Raw genomic sequence first — 17,314 nt, 5'->3', positions numbered from 1 at the left:
ACGGATGCGGGTGGCTCAGAACGGCACGCTGGCCTGCAGCCAGAAGCGGTCCCTGCGCAGCGAGCCGTCCTGGTCGCTGCCGTTCAGGTTGGGACTGGGATTGCTGCCGATGCGGCGCGCCCACACCGCCTTCAGGCTGACCTTGAATGGCGCGGTCCAGGCCAGAGCCAGGCCGGCGCCCTTGAGCGCGTAACCGTTGACCTGGGCGGCACCGGCGAAATTGTTGTCGCGGTTGACGGTGACGTGGCCGTGGTCGTAGAAGCCGGCCAGGCTGACGGCGCCCGGCAGGCGCGCGCGCAGTTCCAGGTTGAGCAACACGCCCTTGCTGCCGCCCGCCTCGCTGGCCGGGTAGGCGCGCACGCCGTACAGGCCGCCCAGGTAGAATTTTTCGGACGAATCGAGGTTCTTGCTGGCGTACTGGCCCGCCAGCGACGCGGCTGCGCTGAAGCTTTCCGACAGGGCCTGCTGGCGAGACAAACCAAAGCGCAGCTTGCCGAAGCGGCCGCCGCTGCGGGTGCTGGCGGCATCGCTGGCCTGGTTGGGCGAGCCGCCCAGCTTGACGTCGCCGCGTACCAGCGCCAGGTTGGCGCTGGTGGCGCCGCCGCCGCCGAATTCATCGTAGCGGTTGCCGTTCAGACCGACGCCCAGGCTGTCGAGCCGGTAGTGGCTGCTGACGGCGCCGTTGGCCTGGTTGTCGTAGCGCTTGCTGTCGCCATTTAATTGCAGAAAAATATTCGCCAGGCGCGAGCGCAGCAGCGGGTAGCTCGCGTCGACGCCGGCGCTGTCGGCGCTGCCGCGCGCGCGCAGCGCGGCAAATTCGTCGGCCACCAGGCGGTAGCGCAAGGTGGACGCGTTCACGCCCGCGCGCCAGCCGGCGCTGCCCAGGGCCAGCGTGTAAGCGCCGCGCAGGTAGTCGCTGCCGTCGGTGTGGATCAGGTTGATGGCGCCGGCGTCGCCCAGGCGCAGGGGGCTGTTGACGGCCAGGTTCACGCTGGCGCGGATGGCGCCCGTCGAGCGCGAGCCGGTGTTGTCGAGGGCGGCGTCGCCGACGAGCAGCGTTTCGCCAGTCAGGCGCAAGGCCAGCAGCGTTTCGCCCTCGCGCGCGCCGACCGCCAGGTTGCCGCTGGCGCCCACGCCCGGCAAGTCGTCGACGAGCAGGATGGCGCGGTCGAGGGCGTCGGCATTGAGCAGGCCGCCGACGCGCTGCGCCCGTTCGACGATGGCCACCGCCTGGCGCGGATCGATGCGGCCGGCGCCGTCGGTGCGCACGCCGCCGAACAGCGCCTCGACGATCTGGATGGTCACCACGCCGCTGTCGATTTCCTGGCGCGGCAGGTAGGCGCGGGCGATCCAGCCCGCTTCGCGGTAGGCCCCGCTGACGGCCTGGGCGGCCGCCTGCAGTTCGGCAAAGCTGAGCGGCCGGTTCAGATACGGCCGCAGCAGCGCTTCCAGTTGTGCCTGCGTGATGACGCTGTTACCCACGAAGCGGAAGGCGCTGACCGAGACGGTGGGGCCGGCCAGGCGCTCGAGCGGCGCCGGCGTGGCCGCCAGTTGCTGCGGCGCCGCCTTCGGCAAGCTGCTCTGGCGCGAGGTGTCGATCTGCTGCTGCAGCGCGCCCGCGTCCGGCGTCACCTGGGCGCTGGCGGCGCCCGCGATCAGGAGGAAGGGCAGAACGTGGTAGTGATTTTTCATCGGCGTAGGGGGTTGGGTTGAACGAAGCGGCAAGGCGCACGGGGGCACGGCCGTCCATGGGGAATGGCGGTCGGGCGCTGGCGGCGCTTCAGGGATTGGGAATGTCAGGTGCGGGCAGGCTGGATGCGGGAACTGGGCACCGCGAATGTGCCACTCGCTGAAAATAATTTTTACAAAATTTACGTTTAGCGGATATACATTGCGGTGGATTGTTGCCTCTAGGCAACGTAATATTATAGGTTCAACATCAAAGCGCGGCCGAAAATGCGACGCTTGCCACATCGGCATGGCGTCAGCCATATGCAAAAGCAATCAATCAGGGCTCTGTAAAACGCGCCATAGATGGACTGATTGATGCCACGTGACATTCACGTCAAATGGTCGACACCATTGTGCTAAGATCATTTTTCGGTGCCAACGGCCGGATCAGCACCGCTTCTCCCCACCTTGTGCGTTCGTCGCTGCACGCTCGCCTCCCCCTTCGTAATCCGCCATCGCGCGGTACGCCACGGTTTTCACCGCCAATTTTCACCGCCAATTTTCACCGCCATGCACGAGAACGAAAGCGCCAGTGACCTACAGCAGTGAGCCCGTTTCAGCCCATGGCGGCGCCCCCGTCGATCCGGATGGACCACTGAGCCTGGACAACTGCGCCGATGAGCCCATCCACGTGCCGGGCACCATCCAGCCGCACGGGGCCATGCTGGTATTTGACGACGGCGCCCGGCTCGAAGCGTGGAGCGCCAACCTGATGCCCTTGCTGGGCATCGAGGTCGAACTGGGCATGGCGCTGCACGCGATCGCTCTGCCCGACGCCATCCGCACCACCATCGGCCAGTGCTTCGACCTGTCGCTCGGCGAGGGCGGGCCGCTGGCCCTGGCGGTGGTCATCGGCGGGCGGGAATTCGATTGTGTCGCGCACGCCCACCACGGCCGCGTGATCGCCGAATTCGAGTTGCGCGACGTCTCGCTCGACGCCGTCGGCGTGTTCGCGCTCAAGGCCCACGGCGCCCTTGACCGGCTCAAGCGTCAAACCGGCATGACGGCGCTGCTGCAGATGGCCACCGACCAGGTCCGCGAGATCACCGGTTTCGATCGGGTGATGGGCTACCGCTTCGGCCGCGATGGCAGCGGCGAGGTGATCGCCGAGTCGCGCATCGACACCCTGGCGCCACTGCTGGGCATGCGCTATCCGGCCAGCGACATCCCGGCGCAGGCACGCCGCCTGTACGTGATGAATACCCTGCGCCTGATCGCCGATCTCACGGCGCAGGCGGTGCCCGTGCCGGTGCTGGGCCGGCCGGGCGCCGCCGCCATCGACATGAGCCACTGCGTGCTGCGCAGCGTTTCGCCCGTGCACATCGAATACCTGCGCAACATGGGCGTGAGCGCCTCGATGAGCGTATCGATCATCGTCGATGGCAAACTGTGGGGCCTGATCGCCTGTCACCACATGCGCGCGCGCCGGGTCCCCTACGCGATTCGCATGACCGCCGACGTCATCGCCCAGGTGCTCGCCGCCACCGTGCAAACGCTCGAGGCCAGGCACCATGCCGAGACGGTCGAACGGGCTGCCGCCATGCGCACCAGCCTGTTGCAGTCGCTGCTCACGGGCGAGGACGTATTGCATGGCGTGGCCGCCCATGCGGCGGCCATTTGCGCCACCCTCGACTGCCCTGCCCTGATCATCACCCAGTCGGGCCGGCACCTGGTGCATGGCGATATCGACGCCGCCACCGCCAGCGTGATCGCCCGCTCGCATCCCGACGCCGCCGCCAGCCTGCTCGAGCGACTGCAGGTGGACGACTGGCCGGCGGCGGCGCGCGCGCAGATTGCGCGCTGGCCGGGCATGTTGGCGATATGCTTCGATCCGCCCACCGATGGCTGGATCATCGCAATGCGGCCTGAACAGGAAGGATCGATCCGCTGGGCCGGCAAGCCGGAAAAAATTCTCCAGGTGGGCCCGCTGGGAACGCGCCTGACCCCGCGTGGTTCCTTCGATGAGTGGCGCGAAACGGTACGCGGGCGCGCCGAAGGCTGGTCGAGCACGCATTTGTCGATTGCCGGCCAGATGCAGGAAGAGCTGCACCGCGCCAGTATCGCGCGCCAGGCGGAAACCGACCTGGCCCGGGCCCAGCTGATGGCCATGCTCGGACATGACTTGCGCGAACCCTTGCACGCCATCCAGATGGCGGCGGCCGTCTTGCAGAGGGGCGGACCGGGGGTGCCGATGGGTATCCGGATTCAGTCCTCCGGCAACCGCATGAGCCGGCTCATCAGCCAGGTACTCGACGTGAGCAAGATCGAAACGGGTATCGGCCTGGGCTTGCAAATGCGCCCGCTCGACCTGGCGGCGGTGCTCGGCGATGTCGTCGACGAGGCGATGACGGGCTATCCCGACCTGCAGTACCGCCTCACGGTGAACGACGGCGGTGCCCGCGTCAGTGGCGACCCGGACCGGCTGGCCCAGGTGGCCACCAACCTGCTCAGCAACGCCCGCAGCCACGGCGGACGCAACGGCGCCATCGATGTCGGACTGTCAGTGGCCGACGGCTGCGCCCGCTTCGCGGTCAGCAATGTGGCCGACGCCCTCGATCTGCTGACGGTCCGCAGCCTGTACGCGCCGTTCAAGGCCGCCTCGCTGCACAATGCGAGAAATCGCGGCGGCATGGGACTGGGCCTGTATATCGCCGAGCGCATCGTGTTCGAACACGGCGGCACCATCGCCTACTCTCACTGCGCCGGAAAAGTCACATTCACGGTGTCGATCCCGCTGGCCGCCTGAGCGCTGATGATCTGAAGCAAGACTGACAAGTCGAGCGGCTTGACCAGGAAGTGGTCAAAGCCGGCGGCGTCGGCCAGCTCGCGCTGGCGCGCGTCGCTGTAGCCGGTCGTGGCAATGACCAGCGGCGGCGCATCGTGCGCAGCCTTGAGGGCGGCCACCACATCGAAACCGGTCAGCCCCGGCAGACCGAGGTCGCACAGGACGACGTCGAACTGCCCCTCGAGGGCCATGCGCAAACCGGCGCTGCCGTCAAAACTGCTGCGGACCTGGTGCCCCTCGAGTTCGAGCAGCATCGCCAGATTTCATTGGCATCGACATTGTCCTCGATCACCAGGATGCGGCGCGCGCTGGCAGGGGGCGCCGTGGCGGCCGGTGCAGCCGGCACCGGCAATGCCGCCAGCGCCAGCGGCAGGCGAACCGTAAAACTGCTGCCAAGGCCACTGCCCTGGCTGAACACGGTGGCCGTGCCGCCATGCATCTTGACGATCATCCGCACCAGCGACAGCCCCAGGCCCAGGCCACCGGGCGCCCGCTCCAGGGTGCGCTGGCCCTGGGTAAACATATCGAAAACAAACGGTTGCAATTCGACGGGTATACCGCTGCCCTGATCGGTGACGGTGATGTCGGCGTGGCCATCGTTGCACACCACGGTGACGGCGATGCTGCGGCCGATGTCGGAGAACTGGCTGGCATTGGTGAGCAAATTGGAAAACACCTGCGCCAGCCTGACCAGGTCGCCCGTGACGGCGCTTGCCTGATCGGGCAGGTCGATCAGCACGTTCTGCCCGCGCAGGTGCACGCTCGACTGGCTCGTTTCAACCGCGGCGGCAATGACGTCGCGCAGACGGACTGGCGCCATTTGCAGCACCAGCTTTCCGCTCGCCACGCGCGAGGCGTCGAGCAGGTCGTCGAGCAGGCGCGACATGTGATCGATTTGACGCTCGAGTACGCCATGGGCATGGGCCACCGATGCATCGCTGCCGGCGCCGAAGGCCAGCAGCTGGCTGGCCATCGCCATCGATTGCAGCGGGTTGCGTAACTCGTGGGCCAGCATGGACAGGAACTCGGTGTGCGCCACGCCATGGAGCGGCGCCGCCGCGCTGCGGCCGACGTCGTCAAGCAGGCGGGCGACCGTGGCGCGCAGCGATACGAGTTCGGCTTTGTCAGCTGCCTGCTGCTGTTCGCGCAATAGCTGGGCCGGATCGGCGGCGGACCGGGGAACGAGGTCGCTGTGCATGGCAAAGTCCTGGGTGAATTCTTCAGGCACGTGGGCCAGCGAGTTTGCTGCCACACGACGATGCCCTTCACACCATACTACTTATTCATGAACAACGCGCGCCCACGACCCGGCAAGCGTGCGCCTTCAGGCGCGGCGCAGCACCGTCTGGCCCATGCGGTGCAGGCGCGGGTACACCATCGGCACCGTCAGCATGGTGCTCAGCACCGCCATCAGCAGCAGCGCGGTGAAGGTCTCGGCGCTGATGATCTGCTTGTCGAGCAGGACGTTGGCGAAGATGATCATGATGAGCGCCTTGGTCTGCAGCAGCCAGCCGATGATGCCCGCCTCGCCCGGCGCCCAGCCCAGCAGCTTGCCCGCCAGGTGGGTGCCCAGCAGCTTGCCGCCGCACGAGGCGAGCAGCAGCGCGAAGGCGGCGACGAACACGGCCGCGCCGCCCAGTGCCCAGTTGGTGCGCAAGCCCGTGCTGAGGAAGAACACGGGCATCAGCACCATCAGCACGTGGTGGCGCAGCAGGTCCATGGTGCTTTGCTCGAACCAGGCCGCCTCCATCACCACCCCGGCCAGGAAGGCGCCCACCATGAAGTGCAGGCCCGACCAGTCGGCGCCGAAACTGCAGGCGGCCAGCCAGATCAGCGCCACGTACCAGCGGTCGGCCGCGGGCAGGCGCGCCATCAGGCGGCGGTACAGCACGGTGGCGATGCCGAAGGCGAGCAGAAAGCCCAGCTGGCGGCCGACCCGCTCCCAGTCGAGCAGGATCAGCGCCAGCACGCCCCAGATGGCAAGGTCGTCGATGCTGGCGTAGCGCAGGATGCGCTGGCCGATCGGCTGGCGCAGGATGGCCAGCTTTTCCATCAACAGCACCAGGATTGGCAGGGCGGTGACGGCGCAGGCCATGCCCACCCCCAGCACGAACTGCCACGACTGCGCCTGCGGTCCCATCCAGCCAGCGTAGCCCAGCAGGCCCAGGCCCACCAGGCTGCCGGCGGCCATCGGCACGCCCAGCGCCAGCGAGGCGGTGATGGCGCTTTCCTTGCGGTGCTGCCAGGCCTTGCCCAGGTCAAGCTCGACGCCGGCGATCATCACGAACAGCATCACCGCCCACCAGGCGATGCCGTTGAGGGCGCCGACCACGGCCGGGTTGAAGACGAACTGGTAGTACTCGGGACAGGCGCGGCCCAGCACCCCGGGCCCCAGCACGATGCCGCAGACGATCTGCACCACCACCAGCGGCGCCCAGTAGTCGGTGCGGCCAAGCCGCCAGACCAGGTAGGGAATCGAAAAGATCAGCAACATCGCCAGCAGGAAGACTTCGGTGGTGTTCATGGCAATTCCCCTGGCAGGTATTTATGGGTTGACCGTGCTCTGGTGCAGACGCGAGAACTTCAGGCCGAACAGCAAGATGAAGCCGTAGCACAGGGCCGGCACCACGAAGCTGATTTTCAGGCCCAAGGTATCGGCCAGCAGGCCCTGGGCGAACGGCACCAGCGCGCCGCCGACGATGGCCATGCACAGGATGCCCGAGCCCTGGCTCGTGTATTTGCCCAGGCCATGCAGGGCCATGCTGAAGATGGTGGGGAACATGATGGAATTGCACAGGCCGACCGCGAGGATGGCCCACATGGCCAGCGGACCGCTGGCCGCCATGGCGGTGACGACCAGCGCGATCGCCAGGCAGGCGTTGAAGGCGAGCGTCTTGCCGGGGCTGACGTGGCGCATGACGAACACGCCGATGAAGCGGCCGATCATCGCGCCCAGCCAGTACAGGCTGACGTACTTGGCGGCGGTGGCCGCCGGCATGGCGGCGACGCTGCCCTCGCCCAGGAAGCTGACCAGGAAGCTGCCGATGCTCACTTCGCCACCCACGTACAGGAAGATGGCGGCCGCGCCCCACACCAGGTGGCGGTGCGCCAGCGCGCCCTTGCCGGGGGCGTCGGCCTGGCCGGCGCCGCTGTCATGGACGATCCTGGGCAGGCGGGCGGCGGCGAACGCCAGCGCCAGCACGGCCAGCGCCGCCGCCAGCGCCAGGTAGGGGCCCTGGACGGTGGCCACTTCGCGCGCCTTGTAGGCAGCCTGCTCGGCCAGCGGCAGCGCCGCCAGCTGGTCGGCGGCGAGCGCGCCGGCCGACAGGATCAGCATGCCGCCGACGAACGGGCCGACCGCCGTGCCCAGCGAATTGAAGGCCTGGGTCAGCGTCAGGCGCGACGAGGCCGTGCGCGCCGCGCCCAGCACCGTCACGTAGGGATTGGCCGCCACCTGCAAAATCGTGATGCCGGAGGCGAGCACGAAAAAGGCGAACAGGAACAGCGCGTAGCCGCTTTGCGAGGCGGGATAGAACAGCGCGCAGCCGGCGGCGGCGATCAGCAGGCCCGTCACCGCACCCTTCTGGTAGCCGATCCGGCGGATCAGGGCGCCGGCCGGGATCGACACCAGGAAGTAGGCCCCGAAAAAGCAGAACTGCACCAGCATCGCCTGCAGATAGGTGAGCGTGTAGATGGCTTTGAGGTGCGGGATCAGGACGTCGTTCAGGGACGTCAGCAGGCCCCACATGAAGAACAGGATGGTGACGATGACCAGGGCGCTGCCGTGCGAGCGCTCGCCGGCATCGAGCTGGGGCGCTGCGGATTTTACTGCGGATTGCATGGTGACTCCTGTGTGTGGTCGTGGGCCAGGCTGGCCGTGAGCATCGCGGCCACGCCAACCAGGGCCGGGTACTGCTCGGTGATCAGATAGGTCGGGATGCGCGCCAGGTAGGCGGACAGGCGACCCTTGTCCTCGAAGCGCTGGCGAAACGTCGAGCGGGCGAACAATTCGCCCAGGCGCGGTACGATACCACCTCCGATATACATGCCGCCAGTGGCGCCCAGGGTCAGGGCCACATTGCCGGCCACGCTGCCCAGCACCCCGCAGAAGCACTGCACGCTGCGCAGACAGGCCAGGCTGGCGCCGCTGTGCGCGCGGGCGGTGATGTCGGCCGCGCCCAGGCGCTCGCCCGCCAGCACCCGGTGCATCAGTTCAAGCCCCATGCCCGAGAGCAGGCGCTCGGCCGAGACATGGCCGAAGTCCTGCCACAGCGCCTGCAGGATGCGCAGCTCGTCCTCGTTGTTGGGAGCGAAGCTGGCGTGACCGCCCTCGCCCGCCAGCGCGGTCCAGCCGGCGCCGCACGGCACCACGCCGGACACGCCCAGGCCGGTGCCGGGGCCGATCAGGCCGATCGGCTTGCCGGCAACACCGGCGCCGCTGCCGCCGATCCTGGCGCGCTGGTCGTCGCGCAGGTACGGCAGCGCCATCGCCAGCGCGGCGAAGTCGTTCACCACCAGCAGGGTGGCAAGGCGGCGCTCGGCGCGCAGGTGCGCGATCGAAAAACTCCAGTGGTGGTTGGTCATGCGCACCAGGTCGTCCTCGACCGGATTGGCAATCGCAATGGCCGCGTGGGCAATCGCGCCCACCGCGTGCCCCTGCGCCGCCGCCCGCGCCAGGTAGGCGTCGATGGCGTCGGCCAGGGTGGCGTGCCCGGCGCAGGCGAGCACGTCGATCGCTTCGAAGCGCTCGCCCACCTGCAGGGCGAAGCGGGCGTTGGTACCGCCGATATCGGCCAGCAGCTTCGGCGCCGTCATCGCAGCGCCTCGCAGCGCACGCTGTCGGCCGCGCTGGCGCCGTCGGTGATCACCTCGATATTGGCGAAGGCGGCGGCGAACGGCGCGTCGGCCGCCACCGCGAACGGCACGTCGATGGCGGCCAGGTCGAGCCCCTTGAAACAGGACAGGGGAATTTTCACGGTCTGCTTGCCCTTGCCGGCCAGGCCGGCAAACAGCGCCGTGGCGGGCAGCGGAGCGCCGCAGCCGGTGCTGCACTGCATGCCGATGGTGACGGCGCCGGCCGGCGCCACGCTGACGATGGTGTCAAAGCGCAGCACGGCACGCGTCGCCGTGGCCGCCGTGGCCGCCAGCGCCAGCGGGGCCGCCCCGCGCGCTTCGAAACTGGCGGCGCCGCTCCAGCTGGCCAGGCGCGCATCCTGCTGGGTGTTGATCTGCGCCGTCTGCACCACGAGGCCAGGCACGCTGACGGTGGCGTTCAGGTCCGCCCCCAGTGCGCGGCGCTGGCCGCCGCCGCTGATCGACAGGGGGAAGCTGGCGCGGTCGGCCTGGCCGTGGATCGGCACGCTGTTGGAGACGCCGCAGCCGCCCGGCGCATGGCTGGCGTCGAGCTGGCCCAGCGCCGAACGCTGGCCCTCGCGCAGGCCATAGCCGTAGGCGAACAGGGGCGCGTAGCCGGTATCGCCCACGTTGAGCGCCACCTGGCAGCTCGACTTCGGCCAACTGAAACTGAGCTTGCCGCGAAACGGCGCGTGGCGGCGGCCGGCGAACAGCACGTCGGCGACGCCGCCGCCCTCGGTGCCGGGCAGCCAGGCGGCGACGAAGGCGTCCGACAGGTTGAGCAGGTCGTTGACGAACAGGGAGCGGCCGGCCACGAACACGGTGAGCACGGGGCGGCCCTTGCCGGCCACCGCGCGCAGCACCGCCAGGTCTTCCGGATAGCGGCTGCTGTGGCGCAAGGTGCCGGCCGGGCCGATGTCGCCGTCGCCTTCGGCATACGGGCGCTCGCCGATGACGGCGATGACGGCGTCGAAGGCGCGCACGTGGACATCGCTGGCGTCGGCGCTGAAGCGCACGTTGGCGGCGCCGGCCGCTTCGACGATGCCGGCCAGGATGGTGTCGGCGTGGGGGAAGTCGGCGTTGACGTTGTCGTTGCCCTGCCAGGTCAGCGACCAGCCACCGGTCTGGTTGGCCAGGTTGTTGGCGCTCTTGCCCACCACGAGGATTTTTTTGCCAGCGGCCAGCGGCAAGGCGACGCTGTCGTTTTTCAGCAGCACCAGCGACTCGCGCACGGCGCGCCGGGCCAGCGCCCGGTCCTGCAGCGCGTCCTGGCGGCCGGCGAGGCGGTTGGCCGCCGGCGCCGTCCCGAACAGGCCCGCGCGCAGCTTGACGCGAATGATGCGGGACACCGCGTCGTCGATGCGCGCCAGCGGGATGGCGCCCTGCTCGACCTGGGCGATGGTGTTGGCGATGAACGCTTTCCAGGCATCCGGCACCATCACCATGTCGATGCCGGCGTTGATCGCCTGGGCGCAGCTGTCGTCGCGGCAGCCGGGCACTTCGCCGATGCCGTTCCAGTCGCTCACCACGAAGCCGTCGAAACCCATTTTCGTTTTCAGCACATCGGTCAGCAAGGCGCGGCTGCCGTGCATCTTGCCGTAGTCGACGCCGCCGGCGACATCGTTCCAGCTATTGAACGAGGCCATCACGGTTTGCGCGCCGGCCGCCAGCGCGGGCGCGTAGCCGGCGCCGTGCACGGCAATCATCGTGGCCTGGTCGGCCAGGGTGACGCCGCGGTCCTTGCCCTGGTCAGTGCCGCCGTCGCCGATAAAATGCTTGGCCGTGGCGACCACGCCGGTGGCGCTGCCCAGGCGGCCCTGCAGGCCGGCCACATAAGGCCCGGCGTAGCTGCGCACCAGCGCGGGGTCTTCCGAAAAACTCTCGTAGGTACGGCCCCAGCGGTCGTCGCGCACCACCGCGATGGTGGGACCGAACACCCAGGCAATGCCGGTGGCGCGCACGGCGCGCGCGGTGGCGGCGCCGATCGATCGCACCAGTTGCGGATCGCGGGCGGCGCCCAGGCCGATATTGTGGGGGTACAGGGTGGCGCCGTAGACGTTGCTGTTGCCGTGGATGGCGTCGATGCCCCAGATTACCGGCACCGGCGTGGCCAGCCCCGTCGCCATCGAGGCTTCGTGGTAGCGCTGCGCCAGCGCCACCCAGTCGCGCGCACTGGCGTGCTTGTCGTTGTTGGGCCAGCTGCCGCCGCCATTGAGCACGGAACCGAGGTAGTAGCGGCGCACGTCCTCGGGCGAGGCGCTCTTGATTTCCGGCTGGGTCATCTGGCCGATTTTCTGCGCCAGCGTCATCTGGCCGACGATGGCCGCCACCCGCGCTTCGAGGGCGGCGTCGCGGGCGACGCTGCTGTGAACGGCCGGCCAGTCGGCGCCTGCCAGTGCAGGCTGGGTCGCCAGGCTGGCACAGGCCAGCGCACAGGCGGCCACCAGGGAACGCAATTGAGTTGTCATGCTTGTCTCACTGATGATTATGGGAGGAAAACGCCGCGTTTCCCGCGCTTCGATGAGCCCTTTGGAAACGATTCCAATTTTGCCCGCAAAGGCCGTGTCCGTCAACCGAAAAGCGCGCCCCGCCTCATGCCCCGGCCAGGAACTGGCCATACCACCGGCCGCTCGCCTTGAGGCGCCGCTGCTGGGTGGCGAAGTCGACGTGGACCAGGCCGAAACGGCGCCGGTAGCCCTCGGCCCATTCGAAATTGTCGATCAGGCTCCAGGCGAAGTATCCCTTGACGGGCACGCCGGCGGCGATGGCGTCCTTCAGCGCGGCCAGGTGGCGCTGCAGGTAGTCGCGCCGTTCGACGTCGTCGATGGCACCGTCGGCGTCAACCACATCGTCGTAGCAGGAGCCGTTTTCGGTGATGTAGATGGGGCCCGGGTGGTAGTCGGCCTCGATGCGCAGCAGCAGTTCGGTCAGGCCCTGCGGCGCCACCGGCCAGCCCAGCGCCGTGATGGCGGTGCCGGGCGCGGGGGGCTGGACCCGCGTTTCGAGGGGGCCGTCGCCGGGCGCATGTTCGACCGTCTCCGGAAAATAATAGTTCACGCCGAGGAAATCGGTGGCCACCGCGATCGCCTCCATGTCGCCCGGCTCGACGATCGCCTGCGGGTAGCCGCGCCCGAACAGGGGGTCGAGGAACCAGCGGTAGCGCAGGCCGTCGTGGCGCGCCAGCGCCGCCTGGTCGGCCGCGCTGGCGCTGGCCGCGCGCAGCGGGTGCAGGCTCAGGGCGATGCCGACGCGGGCCTCGGCAACATTGGCGCGGATCACAGGCACCGCGCGCCCGTGCGAGAGCAGCACGTGGTGGCACACCTGCAGCGCGGTCTTGAAGTCGGTCAGGCCGGGCGCGTGCAGGCCTTCGTAATTGCCGATGATGGCGGTGCACCACGGCTCGTTGTGGGTGATCCAGTGTTTGACGCGGTCGCCCAGGCGGCGCGTGACGGCATCGACGAAGGCGAGATAGGCGTCGACAGTGGCGCGCGCGTTCCAGCCGCCCTGCTCCTGCAGCGCCTGCGGCAGGTCCCAGTGGTACAGGGTGGCCCAGGGCTCGAGGCCCCGCTCGAGCATGCCGTCGACCAGGCGCGAATAAAAATCGAGTCCCGCCTCGTTGGGCGCGCCGCCATCGGCACCGAAGATGCGCGGCCAGGCGATCGAAAAGCGGTAGGCCCGCGTGCCCATCTGGCGCGCCAGGTCGAAGTCTTCCGGCCAGCGGTGGTAGTGGTCGCACGCGACCTCCCCGCTGGCGCCGTCGGCGACCCGGCCGGGGGTGGCGGCGAAGCGGTCCCAGATCGATTCGACGCGGCCGTCCGCGCGGGCGGCGCCCTCGATCTGGTACGAGGAGGTGGCGCTGCCCCATAAAAAGTCGCTGGCGAAATCGCTGCGCCGCGGCGCGTGGAAAGGGGCAAGAGAGGGTGTCGTCATGGGCGTCGAAGGGTGGACGTGAAATAAAGGGATGGTCAATTCTGACAGATTGCAGACACAATTGGAAAGGTTTCCAGTGTCGCACCAAAAAAAAGCCTCATGCGCTCTTTCGCGGCGCCGCCTGGGCCAGCGAGGCGCGCAGCGTCATCGTCACGGAAAAATTGCGCGCGACCGGGCGTTCGAGGTCGTAGCAGCGGTTGAGCAGCGCGTTGACGCCGTTCAGGGTCATCTCGCGCCACGGCATGTGCACGGAGGTCAGGCGGGGCGCGGAAAACTCGGCGCTGGGGGTGTCGTCGTAGCCGATCACGGACAGGTCGTGCGGCACGCGGATGCCGGCTTCCTGGAAGTAGCTGAGCGCGCCCACCGCCATCTCGTCGTTGGCGCAAAACAGCGCGCTGACCTGCTTGCCCGACTCGACCAGTTCCTTGGCCGCGTTCCAGCCGCCGGCCGGCGAGAAGTCGCTCTCGGCGACCCACATGCCGGCCGTGTCGATGCCGTTCTCGGTCAGTTCGGCCATGAAGCCTTCGACCCGGGCGACGCTGTCGGCCAGCCGCGAAGGCCCGGCGATGACGGCGATGTCGCGGTGTTTAAAGTCGAGCAAGGCGCGGGCGGCGCGGCGCCCGCCCAGGTGATGGTCGACCGTGAAGCACTGCTCGGCGATGCTGGCGAAACTGTGATTGAGCACGATCATGTCGCGCTGCTTGACGCCCAGCGCGGCCACGTCTTCGTCCTGCAGCGCGCTGGTCATGACGATCAGGCCGTCGCAGCCGCGCTCCATCAGGAACTCGATGCCGTCGATGGCCTGGCGCCGTTCGTCGCCCAGCCCCACGCCAAAGGCCACCACCATGTGCAGGCCGGCCGCGCGCAGTTCCGTGTCGATGATCTGCAGGATCGGCGTGTAGAAGGTGCCGGACAGGACCGGGATATACACGCCGACCATCTGGCTGCTGCCAGATAACAGCGAGCGGGCCGCGTGCGAGGGCCGGAACCCGAGTTCCTCGATGGCCTTGCGCACCTTTTCCAGCGTCGCCGGCGACACCGATCCCTTGCCGCTGACAACGCGCGAGGCGGTGCCCAGCCCCACACCCGCCAGGCGGGCTACATCCTTGATAGTGGCCACAAATAATCCGATCAAGCGTCGCCGTCAGGCGCGCTGCAATTGTTCAACCGCATATGATAAGGCCTTTCCGCTGTCCGGATCGAACAGCGACACGCGCGCGCCATCGATATCGAAGGCAAGCGCCTCGCCGGGCACGAACTGGCGGCGCTCCTGAACGATGCAAGAAAGCTGCTGACCGGCGCAGTCGATCCACACCACCTGGTGATTGCCCATCGGTTCGACCAGCGCCACCGTGCCGGCCAGCGCGCCGGCGGCGTCGATGCGGATGTGCTCGGGCCGCACCCCCAGCACCGCCCGCCCCGGCAGCGCCTGGCGCAGTGTGACCTGCAGCGCGCCGGCGCGAAACACCGCGTCGTCGCCCACCTCGCCGTGCACGACATTGATCGCCGGCGCGCCCAGAAAACCGGCGACGAACAGGTTGGCCGGGCGCTCGTAGACGTCGGCCGGGCTGCCCACCTGCTGCACCTGGCCGTCGCGCATGACGACGATGCGGGTGGCCAGCGTCATCGCTTCGACCTGGTCGTGGGTGACGTAGATCATGGTCGCGCCCAGGCGCAGGTGCAGCAGTTTGAGTTCGCGCCGCAGTTCGGCGCGCAGCTTGGCGTCCAGGTTCGACAGGGGCTCGTCGAACAGCAGCACGGCCGCCTCGCGCACCAGCGCGCGGCCGATCGCCACGCGCTGGCGCTGGCCGCCCGACAGCTGGCCCGGCTTGCGCTCCAGCAGCTGGTCGAGCTGCAGCATGGCCGCCACGCGCGCCACCCGCGCGGCGATCTGCGCCTTCGGCAGGCCGGCGATGCGGGCGCCGAAGCTCATGTTCTTTTCCACCGTCATGGTGGGATACAGCGCGTACGACTGGAACACCATGCCGATGCCGCGCTCGCTGGGGGCGACGCCGGTCATGTCGCGCCCGCCGATGGCGATGCTGCCGCCGCTGATCTCGTTCAAGCCGGCGATGCTGTGCAGCAGGGTCGACTTGCCGCAGCCGGAAGGGCCCAGCAGGACCAGGAACTCGCCCGCGTGGATCTCGAGGTCGAGGCCGCGGATGACGGCGTTGCCGCCCAGGGTGATCGACAGATTGCGCAAGACGACGTTGGACATCATTACCCTTTGACAGCGCCGGCGGCGATACCGCGCACGAACCAGCGGCCGGACAGAAAATACACGGCCAGCGGCACCAGCGCGGTGAGGATGGTGGCGGCCATGTTGACGTTATAGAGGCGGGTGCCGGTGGTGGTGTTGATGACGTTATTGAGCTGCACCGTCATCGGCAGGTTGTCGCGCCCGGCGAACACCAGCCCGAGAATATAGTCGTTCCACACGCCGGTGACCTGCATGATGGCGGCGACGACGATGATCGGCGTCGACATCGGCAGCATCACCTGCAGGAAGATGCGCCAGAAGCCGCCGCCGTCGATGCGCGCCGCCTGGAACAGTTCATGGGGCACGCCCGCATAGTAATTGCGAAACAACAGCGTCATCAGGGGCAGGCCGAACACCGTGTGCACCAGCACGATGGCCGGCAGCGAGCCGAACACGCCGATCGCCGCCATCATGCGCACCATCGGGTAGAGCATCACCTGGACGGGAATGAAGGCACCGGCCAGCAGCAGCGCGAACAGCACGCCGGCCCCTTTCGGCTTCCAGAACGACAGCGCGTAGCCGTTGACGGCGCCCAGCGCGATCGGCAGCAGCGTGGCCGGCACGGCGATCGCCACCGAATTCCAGAAACCGGCGCGCACGCCTTCGCAGGAGGCGCCCGTGCACACTTCGCTCCAGGCCAGCCGCCACGGCTCGAACGTGACGGACAGGGGCAGCGCGAACACGCCGCCGGCGCGGATCTCGTCCATGCTCTTGACGGAGGTGACGAGCATCACGTACAGGGGCAGCAGGAAAAACAGCGCCGCGCCCAGCAGGAACAGGTAGATGCCGATGCGGCCGATGCGGCCGGTGGCGGACGCCCTCATGATGCGCGGCCACGACTACGGCTGCGGCCATACGCATACGGCACCAGGATCGCCAGCACGGGCGCCAGCAGCACCATCGCCGCCGCCGAGGCCAGGCCGATGTTCGAGCGCAGGAACAGGTGGTCCATGATGAACTTGGCGGGCACCTCGCTGGCGATGCCAGGGCCGCCCTGGGTCATCGCCACCACCGCGTCGTACAGCTTGACGACGGCGGTCGAGAGCAGCAGCAGCACGGTGGCAAAGCTGGGGCCCAGCATGGGCAGCACGATCGACAGGTAGACGCGCCAGGCGGGAATACCGTCTAGCCGGGCCGCCTGCCAGATTTCCGGGTCGACGCCTCGCAGGCCGGCCAGCAGCAGCGCCATGACCAGCCCGGCGGCCTGCCACACGCCGGCGATGACGACGGTGTAGATCACCAGGTCCTGGTCGACGATCCAGTCGAAGCGCACGCCGTCCAGGCCCAGCATGAGGAACAGTTGCTCGATGCCCAGGCCGGGCGCGAGCAGCCACTGCCAGACCAGGCCGGTGGCGACAAAACTCATCGCGTACGGGTACAGGAAAATCGTGCGCAGCACGCCCTCGCCCGTCACGTGCTGGTCGATGAAGATCGCCAGCAGGGTGCCCAGCACCAGGCAGGCGACGATGAACAGCACGCCGTAGAAGGCCAGGTTGTGCAGCGACAGCAGCCAGCGCTCGTTGTCGAACAGGCGCTCGTACTGGGCCAGGCCGATGAACTGGTCGGAGGCGAAGGTACGCGAATTGGTCAGCGAGGTGCGCAGCGTCCACAGCACGCTGCCCAGGTAGGCCACCAGCACCGTCAGCGCCATCGGCAGCAGCGCAGCGTAGGAGGCGAGCGCGCTCGGCGCGCGCGCGCGCCTGGCGGCGACGGGCGCGGGAGCGGAAGCAGCGGGGCCGGAGCGGGGCATGGCG

13 protein-coding genes are annotated in these 17,314 nt (G+C 68.5%); 1 reads left to right on the top strand and 12 read right to left on the bottom strand.

All coding sequences use genetic code 11. The features are described 5' to 3' along the window. Positions 1-15: 15 nt before the first annotated feature. Positions 16-1,692 (bottom strand): ShlB/FhaC/HecB family hemolysin secretion/activation protein, encoded by a 1,677-nt coding sequence (locus ACP7EY_RS12450; protein WP_426193944.1) that lies wholly within the window; start codon positions 1,690-1,692, stop codon positions 16-18. A gap of 571 nt (positions 1,693-2,263) precedes the next feature. Between ACP7EY_RS12450 and ACP7EY_RS12445 the strand changes: the two genes are divergently transcribed. Further along, positions 2,264-4,477: an ATP-binding protein gene (locus tag ACP7EY_RS12445; RefSeq protein WP_426193942.1), complete on the top strand. Its 2,214-nt coding sequence runs from the start codon at positions 2,264-2,266 to the stop codon at positions 4,475-4,477. Here ACP7EY_RS12445 and ACP7EY_RS12440 read toward each other — a convergent pair. The 11 genes from ACP7EY_RS12440 to ACP7EY_RS12390 all read right to left on the bottom strand — a co-directional run bounded on the left by ACP7EY_RS12440 (position 4,426) and on the right by ACP7EY_RS12390 (position 17,310). Then, the gene (locus ACP7EY_RS12440; protein WP_426194160.1) at positions 4,426-4,767 is read right to left on the bottom strand and encodes a response regulator; all 342 of its coding nucleotides are present in this window, start codon (positions 4,765-4,767) and stop codon (positions 4,426-4,428) included. The genes ACP7EY_RS12445 and ACP7EY_RS12440 overlap by 52 nt on opposite strands. Further along, positions 4,650-5,768 carry a sensor histidine kinase gene (locus tag ACP7EY_RS12435; protein WP_426193940.1) on the bottom strand — a complete coding sequence of 373 codons (1,119 nt, stop codon included), beginning with the start codon at positions 5,766-5,768 and terminating at the stop codon, positions 4,650-4,652. Before ACP7EY_RS12435 ends, ACP7EY_RS12440 begins: the two co-directional genes overlap by 118 nt. A gap of 72 nt (positions 5,769-5,840) precedes the next feature. Continuing rightward, the gene (locus ACP7EY_RS12430; RefSeq protein ID WP_426193938.1) at positions 5,841-7,040 is read right to left on the bottom strand and encodes a cation:proton antiporter; all 1,200 of its coding nucleotides are present in this window, start codon (positions 7,038-7,040) and stop codon (positions 5,841-5,843) included. A gap of 21 nt (positions 7,041-7,061) precedes the next feature. Then, positions 7,062-8,357: a sugar MFS transporter gene (locus ACP7EY_RS12425; RefSeq protein WP_426193936.1), complete on the bottom strand. Its 1,296-nt coding sequence runs from the start codon at positions 8,355-8,357 to the stop codon at positions 7,062-7,064. Next, positions 8,342-9,331 (bottom strand): glucokinase, encoded by a 990-nt coding sequence (locus ACP7EY_RS12420; RefSeq protein WP_426193934.1) that lies wholly within the window; start codon positions 9,329-9,331, stop codon positions 8,342-8,344. Before ACP7EY_RS12420 ends, ACP7EY_RS12425 begins: the two co-directional genes overlap by 16 nt. Continuing rightward, entirely contained in the window at positions 9,328-11,838 is a 2,511-nt protein-coding gene (locus ACP7EY_RS12415; RefSeq protein WP_426193932.1) for a glycoside hydrolase family 3 N-terminal domain-containing protein, read from the bottom strand. Before ACP7EY_RS12415 ends, ACP7EY_RS12420 begins: the two co-directional genes overlap by 4 nt. Positions 11,839-11,962: 124 nt before the next feature. After that, entirely contained in the window at positions 11,963-13,300 is a 1,338-nt protein-coding gene (locus ACP7EY_RS12410) for a GH1 family beta-glucosidase (RefSeq protein ID WP_426193930.1), read from the bottom strand. A gap of 97 nt (positions 13,301-13,397) precedes the next feature. Next, positions 13,398-14,420 carry a LacI family DNA-binding transcriptional regulator gene (locus ACP7EY_RS12405; protein WP_426193928.1) on the bottom strand — a complete coding sequence of 341 codons (1,023 nt, stop codon included), beginning with the start codon at positions 14,418-14,420 and terminating at the stop codon, positions 13,398-13,400. Positions 14,421-14,444: 24 nt separating this feature from the next. Continuing rightward, entirely contained in the window at positions 14,445-15,518 is a 1,074-nt protein-coding gene (locus ACP7EY_RS12400) for an ABC transporter ATP-binding protein (protein WP_426194158.1), read from the bottom strand. Positions 15,519-15,520: 2 nt separating this feature from the next. Further along, positions 15,521-16,384 (bottom strand): carbohydrate ABC transporter permease, encoded by an 864-nt coding sequence (locus ACP7EY_RS12395; protein WP_426193926.1) that lies wholly within the window; start codon positions 16,382-16,384, stop codon positions 15,521-15,523. Next, a complete protein-coding gene (locus ACP7EY_RS12390) occupies positions 16,381-17,310 on the bottom strand; it encodes a carbohydrate ABC transporter permease (protein WP_426193924.1) in 930 nt (309 codons plus the stop codon). Before ACP7EY_RS12390 ends, ACP7EY_RS12395 begins: the two co-directional genes overlap by 4 nt. Between the last annotated feature and the right edge of the window lie 4 nt (positions 17,311-17,314).

This window comes from Massilia sp. DWR3-1-1 (genome assembly GCF_049898325.1).
GTDB lineage: Bacteria > Pseudomonadota > Gammaproteobacteria > Burkholderiales > Burkholderiaceae_D > JAFCUW01.
This window is presented reverse-complemented; position numbering and strand designations above follow the sequence as displayed.